28 protein-coding genes and 3 pseudogenes are annotated in these 23,540 nt (G+C 56.4%); 17 read left to right on the top strand and 14 right to left on the bottom strand.

What is annotated here, in order from left to right; genetic code table 11:
- The 6 genes and pseudogenes from DVH23_RS22000 to DVH23_RS21975 all read left to right on the top strand — a co-directional run.
- Positions 1 to 106: pseudogene (locus tag DVH23_RS22000) on the top strand (IS5/IS1182 family transposase); the annotation flags it as partial.
- Between the two features lie 228 nt (positions 107 to 334).
- A complete protein-coding gene (locus tag DVH23_RS21995; RefSeq protein ID WP_114579498.1) occupies positions 335 to 598 on the top strand; it encodes a hypothetical protein in 264 nt (87 codons plus the stop codon).
- A gap of 79 nt (positions 599 to 677) precedes the next feature.
- Complete coding sequence (locus DVH23_RS21990) at positions 678 to 1,280, top strand: universal stress protein (RefSeq protein WP_114579497.1); 603 nt, start codon at positions 678 to 680, stop codon at positions 1,278 to 1,280.
- A gap of 24 nt (positions 1,281 to 1,304) precedes the next feature.
- Positions 1,305 to 1,544, top strand: coding sequence for a hypothetical protein (locus DVH23_RS21985; RefSeq protein ID WP_114579496.1), 240 nt, complete (start codon positions 1,305 to 1,307; stop codon positions 1,542 to 1,544).
- A gap of 262 nt (positions 1,545 to 1,806) precedes the next feature.
- Positions 1,807 to 2,115: a PadR family transcriptional regulator gene (locus tag DVH23_RS21980; protein WP_114579495.1), complete on the top strand. Its 309-nt coding sequence runs from the start codon at positions 1,807 to 1,809 to the stop codon at positions 2,113 to 2,115.
- Between the two features lie 287 nt (positions 2,116 to 2,402).
- Positions 2,403 to 2,585 carry a hypothetical protein gene (locus DVH23_RS21975; RefSeq protein ID WP_114579494.1) on the top strand — a complete coding sequence of 61 codons (183 nt, stop codon included), beginning with the start codon at positions 2,403 to 2,405 and terminating at the stop codon, positions 2,583 to 2,585.
- 821 nt (positions 2,586 to 3,406) lie between these two features.
- Here the strand turns inward: DVH23_RS21975 and DVH23_RS21970 are convergent.
- Positions 3,407 to 3,775 (bottom strand): DUF6788 family protein, encoded by a 369-nt coding sequence (locus DVH23_RS21970; RefSeq protein ID WP_198668055.1) that lies wholly within the window; start codon positions 3,773 to 3,775, stop codon positions 3,407 to 3,409.
- Between the two features lie 123 nt (positions 3,776 to 3,898).
- On the opposite strand from DVH23_RS21970, the gene DVH23_RS21965 reads away from it, so the two are divergent.
- Positions 3,899 to 4,066: a DUF1931 domain-containing protein gene (locus DVH23_RS21965; protein WP_114579493.1), complete on the top strand. Its 168-nt coding sequence runs from the start codon at positions 3,899 to 3,901 to the stop codon at positions 4,064 to 4,066.
- A gap of 132 nt (positions 4,067 to 4,198) precedes the next feature.
- Here the strand turns inward: DVH23_RS21965 and DVH23_RS21960 are convergent, their stop codons facing one another.
- Positions 4,199 to 4,744, bottom strand: coding sequence for an HD domain-containing protein (locus DVH23_RS21960; protein ID WP_114579492.1), 546 nt, complete (start codon positions 4,742 to 4,744; stop codon positions 4,199 to 4,201).
- 235 nt (positions 4,745 to 4,979) lie between these two features.
- Between DVH23_RS21960 and DVH23_RS21955 the strand changes: the two genes are divergently transcribed.
- Positions 4,980 to 5,450 carry a GNAT family N-acetyltransferase gene (locus DVH23_RS21955; RefSeq protein ID WP_114579491.1) on the top strand — a complete coding sequence of 157 codons (471 nt, stop codon included), beginning with the start codon at positions 4,980 to 4,982 and terminating at the stop codon, positions 5,448 to 5,450.
- 133 nt (positions 5,451 to 5,583) lie between these two features.
- On the top strand, positions 5,584 to 6,564 hold the full coding sequence (locus DVH23_RS21950) for a hypothetical protein (RefSeq protein WP_114579490.1): 981 nt from the start codon (positions 5,584 to 5,586) through the stop codon (positions 6,562 to 6,564).
- A 79-nt stretch (positions 6,565 to 6,643) separates the two neighbouring features.
- Here DVH23_RS21950 and DVH23_RS21945 read toward each other — a convergent pair.
- Positions 6,644 to 6,907 (bottom strand): annotated as a pseudogene (locus DVH23_RS21945) (ArsR family transcriptional regulator); the annotation flags it as partial.
- 307 nt (positions 6,908 to 7,214) lie between these two features.
- Here DVH23_RS21945 and DVH23_RS21940 point away from each other — a divergent pair.
- The 3 genes from DVH23_RS21940 to DVH23_RS21930 all read left to right on the top strand — a co-directional run bounded on the left by DVH23_RS21940 (position 7,215) and on the right by DVH23_RS21930 (position 10,338).
- Complete coding sequence (locus tag DVH23_RS21940) at positions 7,215 to 8,018, top strand: alpha/beta fold hydrolase (RefSeq protein WP_114579489.1); 804 nt, start codon at positions 7,215 to 7,217, stop codon at positions 8,016 to 8,018.
- A 349-nt stretch (positions 8,019 to 8,367) separates the two neighbouring features.
- The gene (locus DVH23_RS21935) at positions 8,368 to 9,357 is read left to right on the top strand and encodes an alpha/beta hydrolase (protein WP_114579488.1); all 990 of its coding nucleotides are present in this window, start codon (positions 8,368 to 8,370) and stop codon (positions 9,355 to 9,357) included.
- 9 nt (positions 9,358 to 9,366) lie between these two features.
- The gene (locus DVH23_RS21930; protein ID WP_114579487.1) at positions 9,367 to 10,338 is read left to right on the top strand and encodes an alpha/beta hydrolase; all 972 of its coding nucleotides are present in this window, start codon (positions 9,367 to 9,369) and stop codon (positions 10,336 to 10,338) included.
- Positions 10,339 to 10,670: 332 nt separating this feature from the next.
- Here DVH23_RS21930 and DVH23_RS21925 read toward each other — a convergent pair whose 3' ends face one another.
- Complete coding sequence (locus tag DVH23_RS21925; protein ID WP_114579486.1) at positions 10,671 to 11,009, bottom strand: DsrE family protein; 339 nt, start codon at positions 11,007 to 11,009, stop codon at positions 10,671 to 10,673.
- A 157-nt stretch (positions 11,010 to 11,166) separates the two neighbouring features.
- Between DVH23_RS21925 and DVH23_RS21920 the strand changes: the two genes are divergently transcribed.
- Positions 11,167 to 11,517, top strand: coding sequence for a DsrE family protein (locus DVH23_RS21920; RefSeq protein ID WP_114579485.1), 351 nt, complete (start codon positions 11,167 to 11,169; stop codon positions 11,515 to 11,517).
- A gap of 262 nt (positions 11,518 to 11,779) precedes the next feature.
- Here DVH23_RS21920 and DVH23_RS21915 read toward each other — a convergent pair whose 3' ends face one another.
- Both DVH23_RS21915 and DVH23_RS21910 read right to left on the bottom strand, forming a co-directional pair.
- Positions 11,780 to 12,241 carry a hypothetical protein gene (locus tag DVH23_RS21915; RefSeq protein WP_114579484.1) on the bottom strand — a complete coding sequence of 154 codons (462 nt, stop codon included), beginning with the start codon at positions 12,239 to 12,241 and terminating at the stop codon, positions 11,780 to 11,782.
- Positions 12,242 to 12,521: 280 nt separating this feature from the next.
- Positions 12,522 to 12,821, bottom strand: coding sequence for a PadR family transcriptional regulator (locus DVH23_RS21910; RefSeq protein ID WP_114579483.1), 300 nt, complete (start codon positions 12,819 to 12,821; stop codon positions 12,522 to 12,524).
- Positions 12,822 to 13,155: 334 nt separating this feature from the next.
- Between DVH23_RS21910 and DVH23_RS21905 the strand changes: the two genes are divergently transcribed.
- A complete protein-coding gene (locus DVH23_RS21905) occupies positions 13,156 to 13,758 on the top strand; it encodes an LURP-one-related/scramblase family protein (protein WP_114579500.1) in 603 nt (200 codons plus the stop codon).
- Between the two features lie 122 nt (positions 13,759 to 13,880).
- On the opposite strand, the gene DVH23_RS21900 is transcribed toward DVH23_RS21905, so the two are convergent.
- The gene (locus DVH23_RS21900; RefSeq protein WP_114579482.1) at positions 13,881 to 14,882 is read right to left on the bottom strand and encodes a zinc-binding dehydrogenase; all 1,002 of its coding nucleotides are present in this window, start codon (positions 14,880 to 14,882) and stop codon (positions 13,881 to 13,883) included.
- A gap of 168 nt (positions 14,883 to 15,050) precedes the next feature.
- Positions 15,051 to 15,351: pseudogene (locus DVH23_RS21895) on the bottom strand (PadR family transcriptional regulator).
- A gap of 205 nt (positions 15,352 to 15,556) precedes the next feature.
- Here DVH23_RS21895 and DVH23_RS21890 point away from each other — a divergent pair.
- Positions 15,557 to 16,117, top strand: a complete 561-nt coding sequence (locus tag DVH23_RS21890; RefSeq protein ID WP_114579481.1) for a TATA-box-binding protein — start codon at positions 15,557 to 15,559, stop codon at positions 16,115 to 16,117.
- Between the two features lie 58 nt (positions 16,118 to 16,175).
- On the opposite strand, the gene DVH23_RS21885 is transcribed toward DVH23_RS21890, so the two are convergent.
- Positions 16,176 to 16,592, bottom strand: coding sequence for a TRAM domain-containing protein (locus DVH23_RS21885; RefSeq protein WP_114579480.1), 417 nt, complete (start codon positions 16,590 to 16,592; stop codon positions 16,176 to 16,178).
- A 188-nt stretch (positions 16,593 to 16,780) separates the two neighbouring features.
- Here DVH23_RS21885 and DVH23_RS21880 point away from each other — a divergent pair, with 188 nt between their 5' ends.
- Positions 16,781 to 17,131 carry an SHOCT domain-containing protein gene (locus DVH23_RS21880; protein WP_114579479.1) on the top strand — a complete coding sequence of 117 codons (351 nt, stop codon included), beginning with the start codon at positions 16,781 to 16,783 and terminating at the stop codon, positions 17,129 to 17,131.
- Positions 17,132 to 17,262: 131 nt separating this feature from the next.
- Here DVH23_RS21880 and DVH23_RS21875 read toward each other — a convergent pair whose 3' ends face one another.
- The 4 genes from DVH23_RS21875 to DVH23_RS21860 form a co-directional block, all read right to left on the bottom strand.
- Entirely contained in the window at positions 17,263 to 17,601 is a 339-nt protein-coding gene (locus tag DVH23_RS21875; RefSeq protein WP_114579478.1) for a four-helix bundle copper-binding protein, read from the bottom strand.
- Between the two features lie 247 nt (positions 17,602 to 17,848).
- The gene (locus DVH23_RS21870) at positions 17,849 to 18,280 is read right to left on the bottom strand and encodes a TRASH domain-containing protein (protein WP_114579477.1); all 432 of its coding nucleotides are present in this window, start codon (positions 18,278 to 18,280) and stop codon (positions 17,849 to 17,851) included.
- 15 nt (positions 18,281 to 18,295) lie between these two features.
- Entirely contained in the window at positions 18,296 to 18,448 is a 153-nt protein-coding gene (locus DVH23_RS25380; RefSeq protein ID WP_114579476.1) for an AsnC family transcriptional regulator, read from the bottom strand.
- 167 nt (positions 18,449 to 18,615) lie between these two features.
- Positions 18,616 to 20,631 (bottom strand): copper-translocating P-type ATPase, encoded by a 2,016-nt coding sequence (locus DVH23_RS21860; RefSeq protein WP_114579475.1) that lies wholly within the window; start codon positions 20,629 to 20,631, stop codon positions 18,616 to 18,618.
- Positions 20,632 to 21,057: 426 nt separating this feature from the next.
- On the opposite strand from DVH23_RS21860, the gene DVH23_RS21855 reads away from it, so the two are divergent.
- Complete coding sequence (locus DVH23_RS21855) at positions 21,058 to 22,560, top strand: hypothetical protein (RefSeq protein WP_157972570.1); 1,503 nt, start codon at positions 21,058 to 21,060, stop codon at positions 22,558 to 22,560.
- A gap of 344 nt (positions 22,561 to 22,904) precedes the next feature.
- Here the strand turns inward: DVH23_RS21855 and DVH23_RS21850 are convergent, their stop codons facing one another.
- Positions 22,905 to 23,465 (bottom strand): GNAT family N-acetyltransferase, encoded by a 561-nt coding sequence (locus tag DVH23_RS21850; protein ID WP_342764203.1) that lies wholly within the window; start codon positions 23,463 to 23,465, stop codon positions 22,905 to 22,907.
- Positions 23,466 to 23,540 lie beyond the last annotated feature (75 nt).

Raw genomic sequence — 23,540 nt, 5'->3', positions numbered from 1 at the left:
CCACGCACGAGTACAGGTGTTTCTTGCGCTCTGCCTTCGCCTCGTCGTCGCAATCACCAACGAGGAACGCGGAGACAATCCGGGGAGCACGATCATTACGGTGTGAGAACTCTTCTATGACACCCTCCTGGGAAACATCAGCTCTAGTCATCGATAGTGACCGTCTCCATCCAGTAATCTAACCGCGATCAGCGTAATACTGGGCATCTCGCTCCAACGAATCGTTCTGGTGTTGAATGTGTTTAGCGCCGGTAGTAGCGTCGCACTCGCCCTCGTAGATGGCCTTGCACATCCTGCCGTCTTCCTTATCGGCTCCGGGACAGTCAGTGGCAATATGGTCGGTGTGAACACCGTTGAGACCGAAGACGAGTACATCCATGTTCGTTTCCGGGATCCCGACGAATTCGACGAGATTCGGACACCCGACTGGGCCGAGAACCCAGCTCACTCCGTTTCGGAGGGGAGCGAAGTGCGAATGGGACAGGCGGAAGGAAGCGACGACTGGAAGGTCGAATCAGTCCTTATCCAGAAGAACGTCGGCGAAGACAAGGCCGAAGATCAAGCAAAGGAAATCGTCGAGAAGATCGAGTCAGAGTGACCTCCATCGATCGTCTCAAGAATGACGACACGGATAGAAAGTCGTCCATCTCTCTTCGATTCCTGCCCTCACTGCGAGAATGCAGCCCGACGAGCATCTGAGATTCCCCTACGAGAATATTTTCATCCCGACTGATGGCAGTGCTGGCACAACTCGGGCAGCACAACATGGATTGGCCCTCGCGGAGTCACTTAAGGCACCCCTTCACGTTCTGTCCGTCGTTAACAATGCGTCGCTAGGCCTCGATATCCGGTCGACTCTCTCCGACCAGGAGCGCGAACAGGCAGCAACGGACGCCGTCGAGGAAATCATCACTGAAGCGGAGGTCTGCGGTGTTACTGACACGGTCCAACATATCGAACACGGAGATCCGGCGGATGTAATCCTCGATTGTATCGAAGCCAATGACGTCTACGCCGTCGTGATGGGAACAATGGGAAGATACGGCACGGATGGTATCCTCCTCGGAAGCGTCGCCGAAGGGACGGTCCGCTCTGCCCCAGTACCGTGTTCACGATCGGCGAGGCGGAGTAGCGATGCAACTGCCGTCGATCGGCTCGTGGAGGGGCTGCTACTGTCGATCCCTACTCAAGAGGGAACCAGAGATGGAACTCCAGAACGATGCTCTCCGAAGGATATCGTCTCTTGTCATGTGGCAGATGCATGCAGCACGTACTGGTGAGCACCGGTCGTAGGTGGAACCTGTATGGCAACCATTGATGAGAGCGCCGAGGGCAAAACGGTCGTCGCTGCTGATGGATCCGAAGTAGGCACTGTCGTGGACGCTGACAACGTGACCGCCTACGTCGAACCAGATCCTGACCTCACGGACGAGATAGCTGCGGAACTCGGATGGGGCGACGCCGACGACGAAACCTACAAGCTGGACAACGACACAGTTGAGACTGTTACTGACGACGAGATCAGACTCGAAGACCGCAACTGACTGCACCTATACTCCGCTGTGCAAGCGTTTTTAGACTGAAGTCCAAACAGACCCAGGGGAGCAGCACGTGAGGCCTACGTTGAAGGTGAATTGACCGAGGCGGAACTCGAAAATATGATCAACTCCTAACCGACACCGAGTTAGGATACTCTCTATACATCTCGGCCACAAATTCTTTCGTCACCATTCTCTCTAAGCGGGTCGAACTGGAGTTCTCTAAGTAGGCATCTTGTTGATATTCACAGAGCGCGTACATACATGCATGGACAACTTAACTGGGTTCCAACGGGATCTGCTATACGTTATCGCCGGATTTGATCGGCCATCCGGGGCGTCGATTCGATCCGAGATCGGGAAATACTACCAATCGGAAATCAATCATGGCCGGCTCTATCCGAACCTCGATACCCTCGTCGCTGACGGGCTCGTCGAGAAAGGAGAGATCGACCGGCGGACGAACTCCTACATACTGACTGATGCTGGGGACACGGCGATTCGCGAACGTCGCGAGTGGGAGATCCAGTATCTCAGTGCGGACGTACGGGAGTCGCCTGACCCACAGCCGTGTTAGCCCCTTCCCTGGAGAACGAATATCCGATGCCCGATACACTCCTCGAGTGTTCCTCGGCGGACTGCACGTGGGCGACCTGTGATCGCCCGGAGTTCACCGCTCCCATCAATGAGAACTACGGCGGCGAGTTCTAGCGCGACGACTGGCTCACCTTCTCGAACCTGGAGTCGACGCAGTTCAAATCGGAGATCAGAAAGGAGTCGACAATGAGTGACGACGAGGATGACGAGACGGACGAGAGCGACACGTGCTGAGGTTTTTATGCGAAGATGGGGCCAGGCCCAGCGATGGCTTCCGACTACACTCTCGACCGGCATGACGAACTGTTGATCGCCATCCCACTCTTCGAGCACTCCCGCGAGTGGGCAACCGCCGAACCCACGAACGCCGAACGAGCATGGTTCCTTTGCCGCGTGGTCTGCGAGCGTCACGGGCTCACGCCGAGCGAAGCGATCCTCGAGATAGTGTGACCGGTGATCGGACTCTGCCTTACAATCGCGTGTCATAGTTCATAACGAGTTATTTTGTGAATCTCGTGCTCGGTACAGGAGATTTTGTGGCACCAACGGGAAATCTACCGGGTGCCCTCGGCAGACACTTGTGCAAGGCCAATAGTCTAATGCGCAGCGTAGGAAGTGTTGATGTGTCCTATCGCACTACCGCTGGTTGGTCACTGATTACCTCCGGAGTCCTTACACTTGCCCTCGTATATGCACCGTATCCCTCTTTCTATTGGGGTATCGTATTTCTCATAGTAGGAATTCTCTTGTTCGTGACTCGAAGAATCATCTGATCTATAAGACGTGTCATAGAATAGTTCAAACAGATCTTGGTTTCATTGTCGATAGGACTGGATCTCGTGCTCGGTACAGAGAACATACCCTTCAGCGTGGGTCGATCAAATAGTATACTCCTCCGAGTGTAAAACCCATAGCAACCGCCTGAATGAAGACAGATTCATTTAAAACAATTCACATCCCGAGGGAAGTCACAAACGCAATAATACCCGCAATAAGGGCGTATTTCACTCGAGATAGGTTTCTTACCCGCGTATCGAGACGCTGGTACAGGCTGGTCATTGTATAGGAATAGCTAGGTCATCTCTGCACAAAGTCATTTGTAAGATACGCATCCATACTTAGCAAATAGAGGAAGCTGAGAACACGGGTATGAGACCCGTTGCTCCTACAAACGTGGTATGATCAGTAGACACCGCGTTTCCGCTGTATCGACGACGAACTCCTTCGACTGGCGACCACGGGACACCCCGTGTGCCGAGTAAACCGACTCCTCACTCTGATTCGGCTTTGCCGAGATACTCGCGGCGAACGGTATCACCGTCGCGATACGCCCGATACGCGTACGGACCGTGTTTGGCACCACCGCTCATACACTGACACGTCTCATCGCCACAGGTTCGATACTCGTGATAGACCGTGCCGTCCGAACCTTCCTCGACGACGTCGGCGTCATCGGGGAGTTCGTCTTCAGTAACCGGTTCCTCTCGACGCCGTTCGCGATCGGCTATGAGTTGGTCGATGTACTCCTGTGTGTCGCGAAGCGTTTCGTCGTCTTGCTTTGGGAGCCGTCGGCGAGATAATCCGGGAGTGACGTCGGTGGGGTAGGTGAGGCCATAGCCTTGTGCAACAATTGGTGGCATCCTGCATAAGCGTGTTGCACAAGGCGAGGTATGATCGCCGTGTCAAGGCCATATGGACGCCGGTTTGGACGCTTGCAAGCCAAAGACTACTTCTCGAAGGGGTATGGTACTGGTGAGTGTCGTATGGCAGATCTCATCGTCCAATCGGCAGTGAAGGACCACCTCGACAACCACAACGTTGCATCGGACTTCTACGATGCCCTCGACGAGGAGGTTGCAGAGTTACTCGAGGATGCCGCCCAGCGTGCCGAAGACAACGACCGGAAAACGGTCCAGGCCCGCGACCTGTAGGCCGGTCGACCGGAGTCATCGAACTGACTTCTTTTAGCTGGATGTGTGACTGAAACGGGTGTTACATCCAGAATAGCAACGTCCCACTTCTGACTCGACGACCAGCCGGAACACGGTGCTATAAGTCACAAATCAACTCTCAGGATTTATTCCCAATCGTTCCTTCACGATGGGGAACTGGTCCTTGAGTTCCCGATAGACGTCCTCGTCTCCAATATACGGTTCAGAGTGTTCAATAAAGTAGTCCATCTTCTCGATCAGGTTCTTTCGTAGTTGTTCCGACCCTCCCAAATCGTAGTAATCACTGTTATCGAGGATATCCACAGCTTTCACGACGACTGCCGGTCGTCCTAGTTCGAAGCATCTGTCATAGATATCGTAATGTTGTTCGAGATAGTCGTCGATACTCTCGTCGAAACTAGTGGCTGCCACAATATTTCCAACGTCGTCTCCAAACTTTGAGCGAATCTCAGCAGCAGTCACATCCGTATCCTCAATTAGATCGTGGAGGAAGCCGGAGATGACGATGGGCTTCTTGTATCCTCTGTGATAAAGATTCATCCCGACACGTGTACTATGGAGTATCACCGGTTTCGGATTATCCCCCGACGTTTCGAACGAATTGACTAAATACTGAATCGCTCGTTCGATTTCTTCATCTTCTTCAATGCCTCTCATCCGTACGAGTAGAGTGCAGATTCGTTAAAATGTTCCTTTTGAGTCGGCCTGCACGAAAGGAGTATGCTGACTGACCTGACGACTTCGAGCCACTCTTCGTCCGTGTGAGGTAAGCACCTCGATGCAACGTGTCGGCTGGATTATATCTATCGGATCTCCGATCGTTACATACAGGGGGTGAACGAATCGGTTGATGGAGAAGAAGAGTTAATCGGTACGACGGTTCAATGACAGTATGGAAATCCGTCAAGCCAGCAGCGACGACGCCGTAGCCATCGTCGATGAGCTCTGGATGCCGTTTGCCAAAGAGATGGCTAAACTGGATGAATACAACGTACTGGCGTCTGACATCAGAGCCGACGCTATCAAACACCGAGAGGAGAAGCTCTCCCAAGCGAACTACTGTGCCCAACTCGCCATCGAAGACGATGCGTTTGTCGGGTTCACAACGGGAGAAGTGCAACCCTCGGCACCGGTATTCGAACGTGGGGCGACCCTCGCCATCAGTGAGGCATATGTTCGGCCAGAGTGGCGTCAGCAAGGCATCGCATCTTCTCTCTTGGAGGCGCTCGAAATGTGGGCGGACGAACGAGGGTATGAAACAGCGTCTCTTTCAGTTAACGCGGACAACCACGCCGCGAAAGCCCTCTATGAGTGCCTTGGCTTTGAAGCCAAGTGCCTTCAGATGGTGAAAACCTCCGACTGATCGATTTGCACTCGGATGTAACACGAGGCCAACTCTAAGAGGGCGAGACATTTCCCGACGAAATCGAGTGGACAGATCGGCCACCCCTCTATCACGAGTAAGACGTTTTGGTCTCCGGAACCGACATCCTGTTATGCCGTTTGGAACGAGCTGGCATACGCTCCTCGACGAGTGTGACGCTCTCGACGACGATGCAACGCTCGTCACCCCACTCACGGAGACCGAGTTCAGGATCACCGACGTCCAGGAGCACCGCATCGTGATCACGGAAACCACAACGGGCGACACAGAGCCCCTCCAACGCGACCAGTTCGCCACCCTCGCTGACCGGATCTCAGACGCCGGCGGCACGTTCCAACTCCAGCGCCTCCCACCCGATGCTGAGCCCTACGCAGCCGTGTTGAGCCTCCATCCCCGCTACGAGTGCGACACACGAGCCGGCACGCTCACGGAAACCGACGAGCCGACCACTTCCCGGCTCATCACCGGAGCCACCCAATCAAGTGTTGACGACCGGGATCGAAGCGAACCGGATCTCGACGTCTACGCCGACATGTTGTTGCTGATCGATGCGCTTGAGCGCCACGATCCTACTACGTTCGACAAGTGGGAGACACCCGTACTCATCAACCTCTATACGCTGCTCTCGGACGTCCAACGCAACGCAGGCGATCTCCGGACCGAAGTTCGCGAGATCCTCTTGGACCGACTCCATCACGATCAACCAATCCACGGCCAGTACGGCTCGGTCCAGCGGACGACCCGCCGAAATCGCTCACTGAAAGACGACGACGAGGTCCTCCGCGTGCTCGAAGACGAAGACATCCCGCGTGAGCGTGTCATGGCCGTCGATCGCGAGAAAATAGACGAAGTACTCGACGTGACTGAACTGTCCGATTCGGCCGTCTACGAAATCAACGAGCGAGAGTACGTCCGCAAAGCCGACGTCGACGAGGAAACCAAACAAAGCCGACTCCAAGGACTCAAAGACCAGCTCGCATTGAGCGACGAACCCGAAGCCGAAGACCTTCGTGAAGAAGTCGACGAACTCGAGGATCGGATCGAGGAGCTCACCGAGTTCAGTCCGGAAACGGAGGTCGGCACACGCTCGTAACCCTCGCCCATTGTAGGCACCTCACGTCCCGATACCGAAGGAATAGCGGACTCCACTGGGGCCAACGCTGTAAACGGAGCTACCCGTCGTCGAGTTCAGAGTCGTCACCGTCTCCTCGAACGAACGCGGTCTCGGCCGACGCACCGGGCTGATCCCGCTCTGGGGTCGGGCCATCAAGCAGTGCATCGAAATCGTCAACCTCGCCGTACTGATCTTGATAGATCAGGGCAGCTTTCCCGTCCGACGTGATTTCGTACAGTCCCGAGCGTTCTGCTGGCCCGATCTTCCGCACGAGGCCGTAGTCCTCGAGTACTGGCAGCCGCGTGTTGAGGTTAAGAGTTGAGCTATGGATTATGAACTGCTCTACACCTCGATCTCGACGCAGCCAGTGACGAATCGAACTGTCTCAACAATCCCCTACGGAAGAGCGTTGGTGGGTAGTAAACCGGGTTCTCCACGACACCCCAGTCGGGTGTTTTTTGACGTGCTCGGCGTCGCAGTAAGAGTAGAAGAGGTTCTAGTTGAATCGGCAATGGGTTGTTCAAGTAAACTGAGCAGTGGTTTCACGAGATATATGTTCGAATGATATAATTCCATTAAGTGTCACTGGGGGTTTTTATGTTCGTTTGTAGGCCCTAACCTTGGTCACTATGACTCGAATAGCAGTTGAAGAAGACGTGGAACTATTCGTTCAGGATTGGGGATCGGGTACTCCGCTCGTATTCGTCCACGGGTGGCCACTAAGCCATCGAATGTTTGAATATCAGTACATCCAACTCCCGAGGGACGGTGCTCGGTGTATCGGTATTGATCTCCGTGGCTACGGACAGTCGAGTAAAACGTGGAGCGATTACGACTTCGACGTGTTTGCTGACGACCTCAAGATGGTTCTCGACGAACTCGATGTCGAGGATGTCACACTTGCGGGCTTTTCGATGGGAGGGGGAGTCATCACCCGATATATGAGTCGTCATAATGAAGAGCACGTGTCAAAATTGGCGCTACTTGGTGCGGCAAGTCCCGTTCTGGCCGAACAATCCGACTTTCCGGAAGGCGTCGATAAAGCTGCTTTCATGGACCTTGCCGAAGGGTGCTATGAGGACCGGGCGAAGGTAAGCAGTGAGTTCGCAGATTCGATGTTTCACTCCGCACCGAGTCCCGAGCTGAAAGAGTGGCTCCAGAACATGAGTATGGAATCGTCCCCACAGGCCATGGCCGATTCGATCGAAGCGGTCGGCGAAATGGATCTTCGTGCCGACCTCGCGGACATTTCCGTCCCGACGCTCATCTGTCATGGTGTCCACGATCAAGCCTGTCCATTCGAGCTGACGGCAGAGAAGCTCCACGACGGGATCGAAAACACGGAACTCGTTCGTTTTGAGGAGAGTAGTCATGCACTCTTCTACGAGGAAAAGGAGAAACTCAATCAGGAACTGACAGAGTTCAGCAATTGACATTCCCCCGCGCCTATAGTCGTGGGAACCCGGACCCCCATTGGGATACTACGGTCTACAGTCCACGACCCCTCTCGCAAGGTGAAACAGCTCTCGCCACGATCGAACAGATGGACTAATACGGCCGGTTACAGCGATTTACCGTTCGGTCCCAGTGCTGTATGCGATCGACGGTGCACTGACTCGTAACCGACCGTTTGAAAGATGTGTCGTCCGTATTTTCGTACTCAACTTGGTAGGCACAGACGTAACACAGGCATGCCGTATCTGGATAAACTCAGGCATATACGCACAGTCTTCCTGGTTAATGTAGCTCTTTTATGGTATTCCGTGATGTGGAAGTCGTGAAATGTCTACCCCACCTATCGACGAGCGGCGCGCGACAGAACTCGATCCAGACGCCCAAGCATTGCTGGACAAGCTCGTCGACGTCGATGCACCCGATCTTAGCCACCTCTCTCCGGAACAGGCTCGAGCACTCCTCGGTAGCCTATTCACACCCGATGTCGAGCCCGAACCAGTCGCCACGGTGGACGAACGCAAGATCCGGGCGTACGCACGGGACATTCGCGTGCGAACGTACGATCCGAATCCGGGACGGAACCTCCCCGCCGTAGTCTACTTCCACGGTGGCGGCTGGGTCGTTGGCGGACTGGACACCCACGATGGCGTCGCGCGATCGCTCGCGAACGAAGGCGACTGTGTCGTCGTTTCCGTCGATTATCGAAAGGGACCGGAACACCCCTTCCCCGCGGCCGTTGAGGACGCATATGCTGCCACGAAGTGGGTGGCCGATAATGCTGACAAAATCGGGGCAGGTAACGGGCTAGCCGTCGCTGGTGAGAGTGCGGGTGGCAACCTCGCAACGGTCGTCGCCCAGATGGCCGTCGAAAAGGGCGTCGACGCTCCCGAGATCAACCATCAATTGTTATTCTATCCGGTTACTGACTACTCCTTCGACACCCGCTCCTATGAGGAGAACGCGGATGGCTACTTCTTGACGACACGGGGAATGGTGTGGTTCTGGAACCACTACCTCGGAGACGACATTGATGGAGCGAACCTCCGTGCGTCGCCGCTTCGTGCACCCGAGCGAATCCTCACCGAACTTCCAACAACGACGTTATTCACCGGCGGGTACGATCCCCTTCGCGACGAACAGTTCGCGTACGCTGAGGCACTCGAGGCCGCAGAGGTCTCCGTCGAGCACACCCACTACGACGACATGATTCATGACTTCGCCAATATGCGTCGGCTTGCAGACCCGTTCCCGGCTATCGAGGCGGCTGACGACGTTCGAAAGCGCGCTGGAGAGGCCCTTCAGAAGGCATTCGAGTAGAGATATCCGATGACTCAATCCAAAGCGGTTCACAGAGAGGGTGTCAGTTTCGAGAGCGAGGGAACACGATGTGCAGCGTGGCTCTACCGACCCGACGACTCCACTGTAACTCAGACAGAACATCCGCCGATCGTTGTGATGGCAAACGGGTTTGGGTTACCGCGCCGGGCCGGTCTCCCGGCCATCGCCGAACGGTTTGCCGAACGCGGGCTGGCGGTACTCGTGTTTGACTACCGTTCACTTGGTGATAGCGACGGCGAGCCCCGGAATGTGGTACTCCCGTTTGGCCAGATCAGTGACTGGCAAGCAGCCGTCAGATTCGCCCGCACTATCGACGATGTGGATGGAGAGCGCCTCGGTGTCTGGGGTTTCTCGTTGGGTGCCGGTGGCGCTTTGTTCGCTGCTGCTAACGAAAATGTCGACGCCTACGTCGGCCAGACGCCGATCTTCGATGGAGGTCGTACCCTGTTCTATATCGTCCGTCAAATGGGGCCGGTGTATGGACTGCGCACAACCATGGCAGGTCTACGGGACCTCGCACATAAATACACGAGACGAGCCCCCTACTACATTCCCATCTGGGGTGACTACCCAGACGAACTACCGGCACTACCTACTCCAGGCTCCGAAGAAGGTCATGAAGCCGTCGCTGGCGAGGACGCACACGACGAAGATGTAAACCGATGTGCCGCTCGCGCGTTCCTCACATTCGGCTTGTATCGCCCGATTAAGAAAGCCAACGACGTAGAGTGTCCGACTATGATCGTGGAAGGGGCTAATGACCAGATCGCTCCCGGGAGCGCGATCGAGAAAACGGCCTCCCGACTCAACGACGTAACATGGATCGCCTACGATACCGACCACTTCGGGGCGTTCTTCGGTGAACTGTTCGAGGAGGTTGTCGAGCGGGAAAGTACGTTCTTCGAACGGCACTTGCTCAAGGCAGAGTCGAGTGAGGCGTCAAGACCGCAAACGCATTGACTACTGGACGGCCGAGATGCCACGATCTTGGAGACACGCGGTCCTCATCAAGGATTCGCACATCCGTCCCTATCGATCTATGCCCTTGACTGGCTCACTGCTGGCATGTCAATCGAACCTCCCATTAGAGAAGGAGGCGGCTATGTTCAGCAGATAGTATCAAACGCCGATTTTCGTCGACTGAAGTGGGGAATCAGCATTTTCGGTGGTAGTCTCTCGTGTAGGTAACCGAACGCCACCGCGTTCTGTAACCGCTTCCATCGAAAGGTGTTCTCAGGAATCGCTCTTGAACGAAGCCGGACGAGAAGCCGTGTAGTGTAGATAGGAGGATGTTACGGACGAATATACGCATATCCTTCTGTTTGTAATCTCGTCACCTCAACTGCGCCTTCCGGAACGGTTTCGACCCCGTCGACGAGGTCCGATTCGTCGAGATCGTTCGATTCGAGCGTGTTACTGCACGCCTTGAAGGGGACGCCGTCGTTCAGGAGCGATCGTACGCGATCCTCGGTGTCCGCTCCCGTCACGACCGCGTCTATCCCTCCCGCTTGAACGACCACAGCGACGTCATCAATGCTGTCCGTTTCGTCGTTCAGGAGGTTTCTGGAGATAGCGAGTGCGGTCTGTTGTTCCGTCTCATCCCTCGACAACAGGTGAATCACGGTCCTCATGCTCTTTACGAGTTAGATTGGCGCGTTCGAAGGACTACTGCTTGCACTCGTCGCGACCCACAGTCATCACTTATTTCCCGACACCGAGTACTCTCGAAAAGTGAAAGTCCTCCCTCTCACGAACTAGGGCTTTAGTCGTAGCCAGTGTTCCTCCCCCGTGCAAACCGTTATTCATGTGTCTAGCCCGGACACAGGCGACCAGCACCATGCCGCAGTGAACACGATGAATTTACTCGCCGACGAAAGCGTCTCGTCGTCTACTGACGATGTCGCAATAGTGGCGAACGGCTCGGGTGTCCGGATGTTCGTCGAAGAAACCACTTCGAACTCGGATATCATCGAGAATCTTCGCGAACAAGGCGTCGAATTACTGGCTTGCCGCGCTGCACTTCGCGGGATGGGTGCCACCGATGACGACTTGCTTCCCGGTGTCGAGGGAGTACCAACCGGGGCTGGTGCACTGGCCCGGTTACAGGACGAAGGGTATGGATACATCAAAGCACCGTGACTAGCATAGTAGGTCGTGTCCTTTCTGCGTGGTTCTCAAGGTTGCCACGAGCAGGCTAAGTCTTTCAGTCATCATCTACTATAGTTCATCAAGTATATATTGAAAGGAAATTAGCGGGTTACCACTGGAACAGCATTTGCAGTAAACGCGATTCCGCACGATTTCTGTCCGCAAATGCCATTCGAGAAATCTTCTTCGACGATTTCTTCGAATCTATCCCCGAAGAATAACTCGAGGAAATCGATATCGTCGACGATACGTTTCAATCTTCGTCATCACTAAAAAACCCGAACTCCTCTCCGCCCCGATGAATGTAATCGGTCTCGAGTACCTCACTGACGATTCGCCCAAGTTCGTCTAGCTCTTCTTCAATACCCTGTCGTTCACCCTTTCCAAGCGGTTCACCATCCAGTGTTGAAACACCATCAGAAAAGGACGGTGCGCGATAACCGACATCCTCTGCGGCCGGGTTCCAATAAAAATCGAACTCGTCGATTAGCCCATGCTCATGCACAAGTCGGAACTCGTCTTCGGTCATGTACGTATGATCTCTCCATTCGTCAAATCCGGCATCCCAGGCGCCCTCCTGGAGGAACAGGGCCAATGCTTCACGGGGAATATTATCGCCCACCCGCTCGTCGGATTCGACGACAGCATCGTAATCATCGGGATTCTGAGGGCCATCGAGTGCTGGTGGCTCAGGAATGTCGACATCAAGCGTCATACACTATAGTATGGGCGAGAGGAGCTTAGTGATTTCGTAGCACACCCCACAAATTGACCTGATGAATTCAGGAGTGTCAATATTGAGTTGTCTCTCAGTCAGTTATTTCACAAATTCGTGCAGAACCACGAATTAACTGTTGCTGGAATACGTACCCTGTACCGACCCAATCGGATAGTACCGAGGAGTTCGAAGCGTCAGTGACACCACTCGAGCTCTTCTATTTGGTGTCCCCTGCTGTTTTGATGCCGTTCAACAGGTGGTAACAGGGCTGTGTTCGTTAGTCAGCGCCAGCAGCTGGCCGTGCCTCAAGATGCTCCTGTTCCCACTCGTGGCGAGCCCGGAGCTTCTCGTAGCCGTCGTCGGTGAGTGCATAGTAGTTCGTTCGCCCGTCGAGCTCCCCCTTCTCGATGTATCCTGCCTCAACGAGTTCGTCTAGGTTCGTGTAGAGGCGCCCATGGAGGACCGGTCGGTCCTGCGATCGTTCGACTTCGCTCATGAGTTCGCTTCCACTCGGCGTTTCCATCCCGCTGAGGACGAACAATAGATCACGCTGAAACCCGGTCAGGTCAGCTAGCATACCTGTGCCTCAGTTCTCCTGCCAATAAATACACTCGATTTTGACCGTCAGATTAGGTAAATTCGGCTGAATTCAACTGACTATCTCCCACAACGGAGTGTATCACCAAGCCACATCTTGCGGACCGAGCGGGCACGCCATTACCGTACAACAGCACCATTATATATCGGTGCCAGGCAGCCCTATCAAAAGGGATGGGAGACCGAAGAAAGCCATGGCACTGTCGATCGTAGTACGTGATTTGATCGATCGGTACATCGTTTCCTCCGATCCTATGAACGGGTATCAGGATCTGCAGAAGGTTTTTACAATAGACATGATTCATCTATCACCTATGACCGAGCACCCCCCATTTGACTCAGGGACGAACTCCTACGACATCTCCACGGTTGATCTCACCGATGACCGTTACGAGGTCAAGCAGTCCGCAATTAGGAACAAGTACGCCGTCCGTGACAGCGCCGGCAATGTCGTCCTTCGAGGGAAGCAAAAAATGTTCAAAATGAAAGAGGAGTTTCCGTTCGTAACCGGTGACGACGAGGACGCATTCACCGTCAAGGCGGGCGGCATCATGGACGTCGCGGGAAACTACACCATCACGGACGCGGGCACCAACCAAGAGGTCGTTGTCCTCGATGAGGATCTTTCGCTGTTCGTAGAGAACTGGACAATTCGAGATCCCAATACTGGGGAGACACTGGCGACCATTCGCTCGAAGAGCAAGCTTCTTTCGGCACTTCGACACCTCGTCTCCGGTGCGAATCTCATTCCCAATAAGTATGAGATATTCGATGCTGATGGCGACCATGTTGGCGACATCGAGGGGAAGTTCTCGCTGCGGGACGCCTACACGGTCAGCATTGACGATGCAAGCGACGTTCCGAAAGAGGCGGTGATCGCCTCTGCGTGCATCCTCGACGCCCTTGAGAACGAGTAAAAATTCTGTAGTAGATACTCTCTGTAGGGACTCGATCGAATGGAGGGGATGCATGGAAGTCACGAACAAGGTGTTTTGGTCCGGGATGGTGTCGAGCCTCGTTCGAACCGTTGGCGTGGTCATCACCACGTGATGACGACACCCATCGCTTCACTCCGGTCGGCCAGCAGGTCGTCGTACATGGCCGGCACGTCAGCCACGTCAATACGGTGGCTCACGAGTTCAGTAACCGAGATGGACCCATCGGCGAGCGCGGAGAAGAACAATTCACAGTGACGGTGGTTCGTCCATGGGTTCGCTGGCGTCGCGACCGAGGGGTGGGAGCTGTTGTGGGCGCCGATAATAGTGTGACTCGGCGCGTTGCAGTCGTCGTGGAAGTTGAACTCGGTCGTCCCACGAGGGCTCGAAAGCACCACCAGGCGGCCCTGCTCTCGAAGTACATCGAACTCGCCAGGGATCACAGCCGGATTCCCCGTCACCTCGAAGGCGACGTCAGCCATTCGATCAGCCGTCAGGCGGGCGACCGCGTCCTCGGCCGCCTCCGCCGTCGGATCGACCGCTGCAACGGCCGGTGCATCGGGCAACCGGTCGAGCCGCGGGACGCTCGGTTCGACCCCGACGACCGGTTGCGCACCCGCCAGCTCACACACCCGAACCGCCAGTTGGCCCAGCAGTCCGAGGCCAAAGACCACCGCCGACTCACCCCAGGTAACCTCGCCACGACGGACGCCGTTCATCACGATCTCGGCGATCGTGAAAAAGACCACCGCGTCGTCGGAGACATCGTCCGGAATCGGTCGGCATCCCTCTGCTGATGCTGTGACGTACTGGGCGTGCGAGCCGAGCGTCGCGACCCGCTGGCCTATCTCGATATCCACGACGTCGTCACCGGTCTCGACGACGACACCGACGTTGTTGTAGCCGGGCACGAACGGGTACTCGTAGTGGTCCCATCTGGAGCCCTCGGGAAAGTCCCCTGAGAGGATCGTGAGTTCGGTTCCCGTACTGACGAGCGTTCGTCGGCTCTCGACAAGCACTTCATCTGGGTTCGGCGTCGGGATGTCGCGTTGCTCGACAGTCACCGTTTCCGGCGATTCGAATACCACAGTGTCGTTATCGGACATTCTCTCACCGGATGGGTTTCTGGTCAATCGGGATAAATTTCCGTTTCGCCTGATGGGGGCGAGTGAGGTGCTCGGAAGCGGACTGCCCCAATGCGGCTTGAACGCGGCTCTCGTAACTCCTAGACAGTGTCTTAGACGATCGACCGTCGGATCTCTTCCTCGCTCACGTCATCTCGGGAGGTAGAGGTCGACGTACTGGTCTTCCCACTCGCGGCGTCTCTGAATCGCTTCGAGACCGGCGTCAGTGATTTCGTAGTAGTTCGTCCGCTGGTCAAGCGCCCCTTTCTCGACGAACCCGCCTTCAACGAGCTCATCGAGATTCGGATACAGCCGACCGTAGTTGATCTCTGCTCCGTAGTAAACCCTCGAGTTCGTCCGAGACGTTTTGCCCAGACGGATGGTCCGCTCCTGTGACGATGTACAACAGGTCGCGTTGAAAGCTTGTCAGCGAGTCCCTATTCGGCTCTATGGGCGAATCTCTTTTCAACTTTCTACCCGAGAGATAGATCTTCACACGTGGCGAGTCCATCTCTGGCGTACGAACTGCAGAGACCATCCGCTCGGGACCGACAGGACATCGAACCTATGTTGTACCCGCCCAGCTCTGTTACGGTTCACAGGTCACTAGCAACAGCAGCATTATATATCGCGAGTTGAGAGTCGTAACGAAAGGGATGGGAGACCTTCTACAAACACTTTCGGCGGAGAACGTCGTCGGGTCGACGAGCATTGGCCAGGAACTCGATCTCGAGTCGCTTGCGGACGATCTCGACGGCGCCTCATTCGAGCCAGATCAGTTCCCGGGAGTCATCACGCGAACGACGGATCCGAAAGCCGCCTCGCTGATCTTCCGCTCAGGGAAGATCGTCTGTACCGGGGCTTCGTCAGTCGACGATTTAATGACAGCAGTCGGGCTGACGTTCGAGAAACTTCGTCGATTGGGTCTCGATGTCCCAGAGGAGCCGGACGTCACGGTCCAGAACATCGTGACGAGCGGTGATCTAGGCACGTCTCTTAACCTCAACGCAATCGCGATCGGTCTCGGACTGGAGGCCGTCGAGTACGAACCCGAACAGTTCCCCGGACTCGTCTATCGCTCCGACGAACTGGATGTGGTCGTCTTGCTGTTCGGAAGTGGAAAGCTCGTCATCACCGGTGGGAGCAAACCAACTGATGCCGAGGACGCCATTACTACGATTCACGCACGATTAGACGATCTTGGATTGCTCAACTAACGGTCTCGAGTCCCAAAGATGTTCTCTGAGTAGCCACGATACCAAAACAACCCCTCCCTCACTCGTGGTGTGTGGGCTCAACGTGTTCGATGACCTCTCCAAAGGCGAGCGTCTCCTGGACGTTCTTGATCTCGATCGTCACCCGATCGCCGATCTCGGTCTCAGGCACGATAATCACGTAGCCACGCTCAACACGGGCAATGCCGTCTCCTTGCTTTCCAATATCTTTGATATCGACGGTCCGACGATCCCCCTCTGCAATCGGGGGCCCCTGGTCACGCCGTTCTGGATTCTCTTTCGACGACTCCTCTAACGGTGAGGTAGAGTCAGATGCAAGCAATGCGACGCGATAGACCTCTCCTGGGCGGAGATCACCGTCCGTGACCTCTCGGGTAGGAATCTCGATTCGATACGAGTCGCCATTGGCCTCGACCTCGGCACTGAACAGACAGAACAACTCGTCAGGAATTTCCATACTGAAACCTTGTTTTCGAAATGATGCAGCTGCCATCTTGAGTCTACTGGTGACTTTGCAGCATCATCTTGGAGCGCGATAAATCGAGACAGTGAGAGCCGAACGGGTCATTTTCCAACACAATTTCGCGGCAGTGAACCGGCCTGTTCACCCTGTTCTTCTATATTCTGGGTCCCGAATTCCGAGGTATGGCAACTGACGATTCGCTCATTCGGACGCTCTTGATCGTCATCGCAGCGATTCTCCTGCTGCCAGTACTCATGATGGCGCTCGCACTGCCTTTCATGGGGGCCTGGGGCGGCCATATGTATACTGGCGGGATGTGGGATGGTACCAGGGCTACGTGGATGTGGCTCCTGATGTCGATCCTCCCGTTGCTGGTGATTCTCGGCATCGGATACCTCCTCTTCAACGCGGTTCGCGGGTCCGGAAGCCGACAGCGAGATCCCGCCCTCGAGGAACTGAGAGCGGCCTATGCTCGTGGCGACCTCTCCGACGAAGAATTTGAGGAGCGAAAACACCGATTGGAAGACTCCTAACTGCCGGCCCGGAGACTCTTTCTAATCAGCGGACACATAGTTCGAAATAGTGCGTACTCCAAGAGTATCAGGCTCACTAAGACCGACGGAGGAAATGGGAGTGATCAGGACGGCTATCGTCGACAGCAGATTCAGGCCATCGAGCGGCAGGACTCCGCACATTGGCGGAGCGGCTCGACACAGGCCTGGCAGTGGTCGTGATCGTGCCCTTCACACTCGTCGGCGCAGGCCTCACAGACGTCGGCGCAGGTCTCAGCGATGTCGCTGTTGAACTGCGAACCCGACGCACAGAGCTGCGCGCACGTCGAGGCGACAGTGACTACGTCGCGACAGAGCCGAAGGCACTCTTCCATCTCCTCGCCCTTGCCGATGCACTCGTCGGCGCAGTGAGCGCACGTTTTCACGGCTTCGTGGCAGTTGTCGATGCACTCGCGGGTCGAATCGTCGAGTAGGTCGTTGATCTGAGCCATCGCGTCCAGTAGTACGACCGGCTCCCTTTCCTGGGTTGTGGCTATCGATCCAAAGCCACACAAGCGATGTTGTTCTCTCCGTTAACGGGCTTGGATAGGTAAATATCGATCTTCCAGCGGATAGACGGACTCGACGAACGGCTTCACTGAATCGAACTACGCGTTCGACATTTCACGATCCAAAATAACTGGCCGCTCAGTTTGTGGTTTGTAACTGCTGCTGGAGAACCGATTCAGACCGGAGTTCCTATTCATCGGCTGCCTGTTTCAGGGATTCGTACTGCTCAACGATTTTCTCGGCACACGACGAACAACAGACATGATACGTCTCCTCAGAGTCAACCTCCACTGTCTCTCCCTCGCCCGAAATCGACTTGCCACAGATCGCACACTCGATCTCGAGATTATCCGTTCCGAGCTGGGGATTCCACAACGATTCGAGTACTGACGAGACACGATACTCCTCGACCTCGTCATCGGTTAGTACATCGGTGAGCAGCGAGTGGGTTTCGGATGGCGATCGAACCGCCTTGGCGAGGACCGTCGAGTCGGCCGTCAAGAAGACGTGTTCGATCCCGTCGACATCTTGCAGTCGAACGAACACGTCGTCAGCGTGACCGAGTCGGGTGTCGATCCTGACGAGACACTCGGTTTCGCCCGTGAATTTCGTTCGATCCACCTCGACGGAGAACCGCTAGATCACGCCGAGGTCACGGAGGCGATCGACCCGATTCGATACAGTCGGCGGAGAGAGCCCTACCTCGTCTGCAATTTCACGATACGACCGACGAGCATCTTCTAACAGCAACTCTAAGATAACTGCATCAGTGGAATCGAGCTCGGGCATGGCGTAACTGGGCGCACTACGAGCTGTCCAGTTTACGGTGTTTTGCCTTTGGAATCCGTGATGGAGAGGTCAAAGCCCATACTGGTGGACCGGGCGAAGACCACCGAGTCCGTGTCCCAATAAACAGATATCGAACGAGAAAACACAGTTCGAGACGATGGAGTGCGTCAATCAGCAGATGGAGATCCACTCACTGGTGAGACACCCGGGAGCGACGGGAGATCCAGATCAACCCGACGGAGGAACTGGGCGTTGATCGCGACAATTACCGTCGACAGCGACATCAAGAGCGCGCCAACCGCAGGTGAGAGCAGAATTCCGATCGGAGCGAGAACGCCAGCTGCGAGCGGCAGTGCGAACACGTTATAGCCCGCAGCCCACACGAGGTTTTCTTGCATCTTCCGGTAGCTCGCCTTGCTCAGTGTGACGAGACGGACGACGTCCAGCGGATTGTTCTGGACCAGGATGATGTCCGCCGACTGGACGGCGACGTCCGTCCCGCTGCCGATGGCGATGCCGATGTCTGCACGAGTCAACGCAGGTGCGTCATTAACTCCGTCACCGACCATCGCGACGAGGTGACCCTGCTCTTGAAGTTCGGTCACTTTCGTGTCCTTGTCCTCGGGAAGGACCTCGGCGAAGACCGTGTCGATACCCAGGTCATCAGCGACCGCGTAGGCGACGTCTTCGCTGTCGCCCGTCAGCATCGCGACCTCGATCCCGAGCTCGTGGAGGGCGTTGACGACCTGGTAACTCTCGTCACGAACGACGTCGGCGAGCGCGTACGCGGCGATCGGCGTTCCCTCCCGAAGCAGGTAGATGACCGTCTGTGCATCGTCGCCAGCATCCTCCGCGAAGGCGGTTAGATCGGATGGGACATCGGTCTCAAGCTGTGAGAGGAGGTTTGGCCCGCCGACGTGGATCGTCTCCCCGTCGACCGTCGCCCGCACGCCACGACCCTTCAGCGCCTCGAACCCGGTCGCGCTCGGAACGGTGACACCTTGCTCGTGGGCAGCCTCACGAATCGCCTGGGCGATCATATGTTCGGAGTCACCCTCGACGGCTGCGGCGAGTGCCAGTGCCTCCGTCTCCTCTACGGGGTCGACGGTCTCGACGTCGACGACGCCCTGTTCGCCTTTCGTGAGCGTTCCCGTCTTATCGAAGACGATTGTATCAAGATCACGGGCCTGCTCCATGGCGATCCGATCACGGATGAGCATCCCGTTTCGGGCGGCCAGCGACGTGTTGATCGCAACCACCAGCGGGATTGCCAGCCCAAGGGCATGCGGACAAGCGATCACGAGAACGGTTACGACTCGTTCGATGACGGTTGCATTGAACGAGACCGCGAGCGTCCACGCGATGCCCGTTACGATCGCGGCCCCGAGAGCGACGTAGAACAACCACCCTGCCGCACGGTCAGCGAGCTGTTGGGTTTGGGACTTGCTCTCCTGGGCCTCCTCGACGAGACGCATGATGCCAGCGAGCGTGGTCTCTTCTCCCGTCGCATCGATTCGGACCCGCAGACTACCATCGCCATTGATCGTCCCGCCGATGACTTCGTCGCCCGGGTCCTTCGAGACGGGTTTTGACTCACCGGTGATCATCGACTCGTTGACGTCGGAGTCGCCCTCTTCGACGACGCCGTCAGCGGGCACGTTCGCTCCCGGCCTCACCAATACAAGGTCGCCCTCATCGAGTTCACTGACAGGGACTTTCTCGATGGTCCCATTGTCGATGATTCGCTCGGCAGTATCTGGAAGGAGTTTCGCGAGTTCGTCGAGTGCGCTGGAGGCACGCCGGACCGAGCGCATCTCGATCCAGTGCCCGAGTAACATGATATCGATCAGCGTCACGAGTTCCCAGAAGAACGTCGAAGCCGTCGGAAAGACGACGCTCGCGAGACTGTAGACGAACGCGACCGTGATCGCCATCGAGATGAGCGTCATCATCCCTGGCTTGCGATCTTTCAACTCGGGGGCGGCCATCCGGAGGAAGGGCACGCCACCGTAGGCGAAGACGATTATCGCGAAGACAGGATTGATCCACTCGCTTCCAGGAAACAAGGGAACCGAGAATCCCAGCCACTCCTGGAGGGTCTCGCTGTAGAGAAGGACCGGAATCGAAAGCAGCGTCGAAACGAAAAACCGACGACGGAACATCTGCTCGTGACCTTCGTGCATCCCGCCACCATGCTCGTCATGGCCATCTCCGTCGTGGTCACTGCCCCCATGCCCACCATGCGTTCCTGCTGGGTCGTCTCGCTCATCGACACCGTCTTCCCCCTTATCGGCGGCGGCCTCCTTCTCGAGCATCGACTGCTCTGCTCGTGAATCCTCTGTCTCCTTGGGCGCATCGTGATCGGAATGAGCAGACTGTCTACTCGGTATCTCCCGATCGTCGGGTGTGTCTGGGTCGTCCATGGGCTATCCTCGCCGGTAGAAATACACGCTCGCTACTGAAAGAGTGGGTGGCCCAATGACTGAGAACCGATCGATACGACTGCTGTTTGATTCGACAGTCGAGATTTGCTGACGTACTCGTGGGAAGCCTGACCTATGATGATCAGATTACGGAGTACGGGGGTGACGTCGGTTCTGACGTCGACTGTGGCACAAGGTGGTTTGATCCAGCAGTCGATCGACGACTACGGCGTGGAGCGCCAGTCGGGCCGGGAGATCATGGACGAGATGTTCTTCGCCGACACTGGGCAGTCACGCGGCGCCCAGGAGGTCGGCCTTGAGAACACGGAGAGTTCCGACACCGACGACCCGATGGACGTCGAGGACACTGAGACCGCACGGACTGCGGTGAAGGCGATCTACGACGCGACCATTCGCGCCGGCGAGGACGTGACGGCGATCGACTCGACGAAGGCCCGCGACCTGATCCGGGAGGCGACCGGCCTCGGACCACGGCCGGCGTCGAACATGACCGAACGCCTCGCGGCGGTCGGTGCGATCGAACAGCGCTCGACGTCGGACGGGCTCGAACTCTCCGTGACTCCCGAGGGGCCCGAGATGATCGGCCTCCAAACCGGGAGTGGCGGCTCCGGTGGCGTGGACGCTCACCGCTTCATGCTCCGGCGTATCTACGAGTGGGGGACGCGACTGGGCTACGACATGGATCTCCCGACCCAGGACGGCGACGAGTTGCCGGACGCCGTTGGGGAGGTCCCGCCGGACGTCTACCCGCCGGACGGGTTCGGCGACCTCACCAAGGACGAACGCGAGCAGCTGCTCCGGTCGCGTCTCGAGAACGACTACGAGGAAATTCTCGAACTCTCGGGGACGGGCACGTTCTACATCGAGGTGGAGTCGAAAGGGATCACGAAGCCTGGCGGCCCGATCAAGAACGCCGCGAAAGCCCCCGGCCCCGAGCAACTCCTGTTCGTCGTCGAGGACGGCGGCGACAAAGGGCTGACGCCGAAAGCCGAGACCTGTGCGGGGATCTTCGGGATCGACACCGACGCGGAGCCGTTCACGTCTACGCGAACCCCGGATGATGCCCGCCGAAAGTTCTACACACGGAACCGGGTGACGATGAACCACGATCGCCTCGACCGGGAGCCCGACAAGTTCGCCGTGGTCGAGGGCGACGTCTCGACCGAGTGGGTCGAGTACCCGAACGGAAGAATCGTCTGCCGGGAGCGCGGCGGTGGCGAGACGTTCCTCGAGTTCGACGACACCGACGAGTTCCGGGAGCGAGATCTAGAGGACGCCCCGGCGATCGTCTACTACCATGCCGATCGGGAGGGCTACGCGGTCGAGGTCGGCGGCGAGATTGAGCGCGCCTACGGCTCGAAGGCGAAGCTGACCGAGGACTGGTCCTGGGTGTACGAGCCACTGGTTCCGGAAGTGATGTTCACCGATTACGGCTACGACGCCGTTCCCGAGCCCGAAGCGTTCCGAATTGCGATCGTCCCCCATGACGACCGCGGCCTCAATGCTGACCTGCTGATGTACGATCACGAGACGGGCGAGGTCTCCGACGAGTACGCAACGTCCACTAATGGCGGGGGAACCGGCGAGGCGACAGAAAGCGACGAGACGGCGCCCACAGCTGACGAGGCGGAGCCGGAGGACGAGGACGACCCAGAAACCCACGACTGAGGACGACGGCTCAGAGAGCGGCGAGGGGCGGTCGCTGGCGGAAGCGAGAGCGATCGCCGGGCCAGAAGAAGAACCAGAACCCGAGAAGGACGAAACGCCCGGTGGGGAAGCGTCGGTAGAGGGTGGGCCGGCTAGTGCTCGACCGGCAAGTGAGACTGTTGGGGACAACGATCAAGAAGACGAAAGTGGCGACGGCTTCGACTCATTTTAAGTCCGACTCTGTTCGCCGATCCAGCGATTTCCTTGAGATCGACAAATGGCGCTGAGAGAGAAAATTTCAACGCCCAGTCTACTGATTCTCGTGCTTGGTACAAGGGGTTGATCTTTTAGTGAGGGAGTCAATATCAAATGCGTAGAGTATAGATGTCAGTCGGATATTGAGTACCTCCGATTTCGTGTGTCGTAGTATCCGTCCGTTCGAAGCCACGAGCTTGATAAAACTGATGTCCAACTTCGTTCTCCGACAACATTTCAAGATGTATTGCATCCACGTCATCGGGAAGACCTTCGATTCCTCGTTCTAAGAGTAGCGTTCCAATGCCTTCTCCCCAATAATCTGGGTGGACATAGATTGCCTTGAGACCTGCTTCGTTGTCATTCACGAATTCCTTTGTTTCTGTGTCACCCCACCGGAAGTCCGCGAATCCCCGAACGGTTCCCTTGTCATTAACAGCTACTAGAATCCCGTCTTGGTTGTCAAGCAACCAGTCGTGCCACTGCTCGATTTCTTCCTTTGAAGGTTCGACAGTCTGTTCTTGAATAATCTCTTTTGGTAGTAGGTCAGAGTACGCTTCTCTCCATGCCAGTCCTTGAACTCTGATGATACCGGCGGTGTCTTCCTGTCCGCCTAACCTCAGTCGATCACATCGGGTTAGAGTAAGTGTCTGCTTGGAGAGTGCGTGCAACAAACCCAAGCAGACAACGAGGTAGAGGAAGAGCACCTGCTTAATTTTGTCGTCAACAGCCTTGGAGACGAGCTC

It is taken from the genome of Saliphagus sp. LR7 (assembly GCF_003344565.1).
In the GTDB taxonomy this organism is placed as follows: Archaea; Halobacteriota; Halobacteria; order Halobacteriales; family Natrialbaceae; genus Saliphagus; species Saliphagus infecundisoli.
This window is presented reverse-complemented; position numbering and strand designations above follow the sequence as displayed.

Coding starts and splice junctions, on each gene's coding strand:
- DVH23_RS21995 (WP_114579498.1), top strand. CDS start 335: ATGGTCGGTGTGAACACCGTTGAGACCGAAGACGAGTACATCCATGTT.
- DVH23_RS21990 (WP_114579497.1), top strand. CDS start 678: ATGCAGCCCGACGAGCATCTGAGATTCCCCTACGAGAATATTTTCATC.
- DVH23_RS21985 (WP_114579496.1), top strand. CDS start 1,305: ATGGCAACCATTGATGAGAGCGCCGAGGGCAAAACGGTCGTCGCTGCT.
- DVH23_RS21980 (WP_114579495.1), top strand. CDS start 1,807: ATGGACAACTTAACTGGGTTCCAACGGGATCTGCTATACGTTATCGCC.
- DVH23_RS21975 (WP_114579494.1), top strand. CDS start 2,403: ATGGCTTCCGACTACACTCTCGACCGGCATGACGAACTGTTGATCGCC.
- DVH23_RS21970 (WP_198668055.1), bottom strand. CDS start 3,775: ATGCCACCAATTGTTGCACAAGGCTATGGCCTCACCTACCCCACCGAC.
- DVH23_RS21965 (WP_114579493.1), top strand. CDS start 3,899: ATGGCAGATCTCATCGTCCAATCGGCAGTGAAGGACCACCTCGACAAC.
- DVH23_RS21960 (WP_114579492.1), bottom strand. CDS start 4,744: ATGAGAGGCATTGAAGAAGATGAAGAAATCGAACGAGCGATTCAGTAT.
- DVH23_RS21955 (WP_114579491.1), top strand. CDS start 4,980: ATGGAAATCCGTCAAGCCAGCAGCGACGACGCCGTAGCCATCGTCGAT.
- DVH23_RS21950 (WP_114579490.1), top strand. CDS start 5,584: ATGCCGTTTGGAACGAGCTGGCATACGCTCCTCGACGAGTGTGACGCT.
- DVH23_RS21940 (WP_114579489.1), top strand. CDS start 7,215: ATGACTCGAATAGCAGTTGAAGAAGACGTGGAACTATTCGTTCAGGAT.
- DVH23_RS21935 (WP_114579488.1), top strand. CDS start 8,368: ATGTCTACCCCACCTATCGACGAGCGGCGCGCGACAGAACTCGATCCA.
- DVH23_RS21930 (WP_114579487.1), top strand. CDS start 9,367: ATGACTCAATCCAAAGCGGTTCACAGAGAGGGTGTCAGTTTCGAGAGC.
- DVH23_RS21925 (WP_114579486.1), bottom strand. CDS start 11,009: ATGAGGACCGTGATTCACCTGTTGTCGAGGGATGAGACGGAACAACAG.
- DVH23_RS21915 (WP_114579484.1), bottom strand. CDS start 12,241: ATGACGCTTGATGTCGACATTCCTGAGCCACCAGCACTCGATGGCCCT.
- DVH23_RS21910 (WP_114579483.1), bottom strand. CDS start 12,821: ATGCTAGCTGACCTGACCGGGTTTCAGCGTGATCTATTGTTCGTCCTC.
- DVH23_RS21905 (WP_114579500.1), top strand. CDS start 13,156: ATGACCGAGCACCCCCCATTTGACTCAGGGACGAACTCCTACGACATC.
- DVH23_RS21900 (WP_114579482.1), bottom strand. CDS start 14,882: ATGTCCGATAACGACACTGTGGTATTCGAATCGCCGGAAACGGTGACT.
- DVH23_RS21890 (WP_114579481.1), top strand. CDS start 15,557: ATGGGAGACCTTCTACAAACACTTTCGGCGGAGAACGTCGTCGGGTCG.
- DVH23_RS21885 (WP_114579480.1), bottom strand. CDS start 16,592: ATGGAAATTCCTGACGAGTTGTTCTGTCTGTTCAGTGCCGAGGTCGAG.
- DVH23_RS21880 (WP_114579479.1), top strand. CDS start 16,781: ATGGCAACTGACGATTCGCTCATTCGGACGCTCTTGATCGTCATCGCA.
- DVH23_RS21875 (WP_114579478.1), bottom strand. CDS start 17,601: ATGGCTCAGATCAACGACCTACTCGACGATTCGACCCGCGAGTGCATC.
- DVH23_RS25380 (WP_114579476.1), bottom strand. CDS start 18,448: ATGCCCGAGCTCGATTCCACTGATGCAGTTATCTTAGAGTTGCTGTTA.
- DVH23_RS21860 (WP_114579475.1), bottom strand. CDS start 20,631: ATGCACGAAGGTCACGAGCAGATGTTCCGTCGTCGGTTTTTCGTTTCG.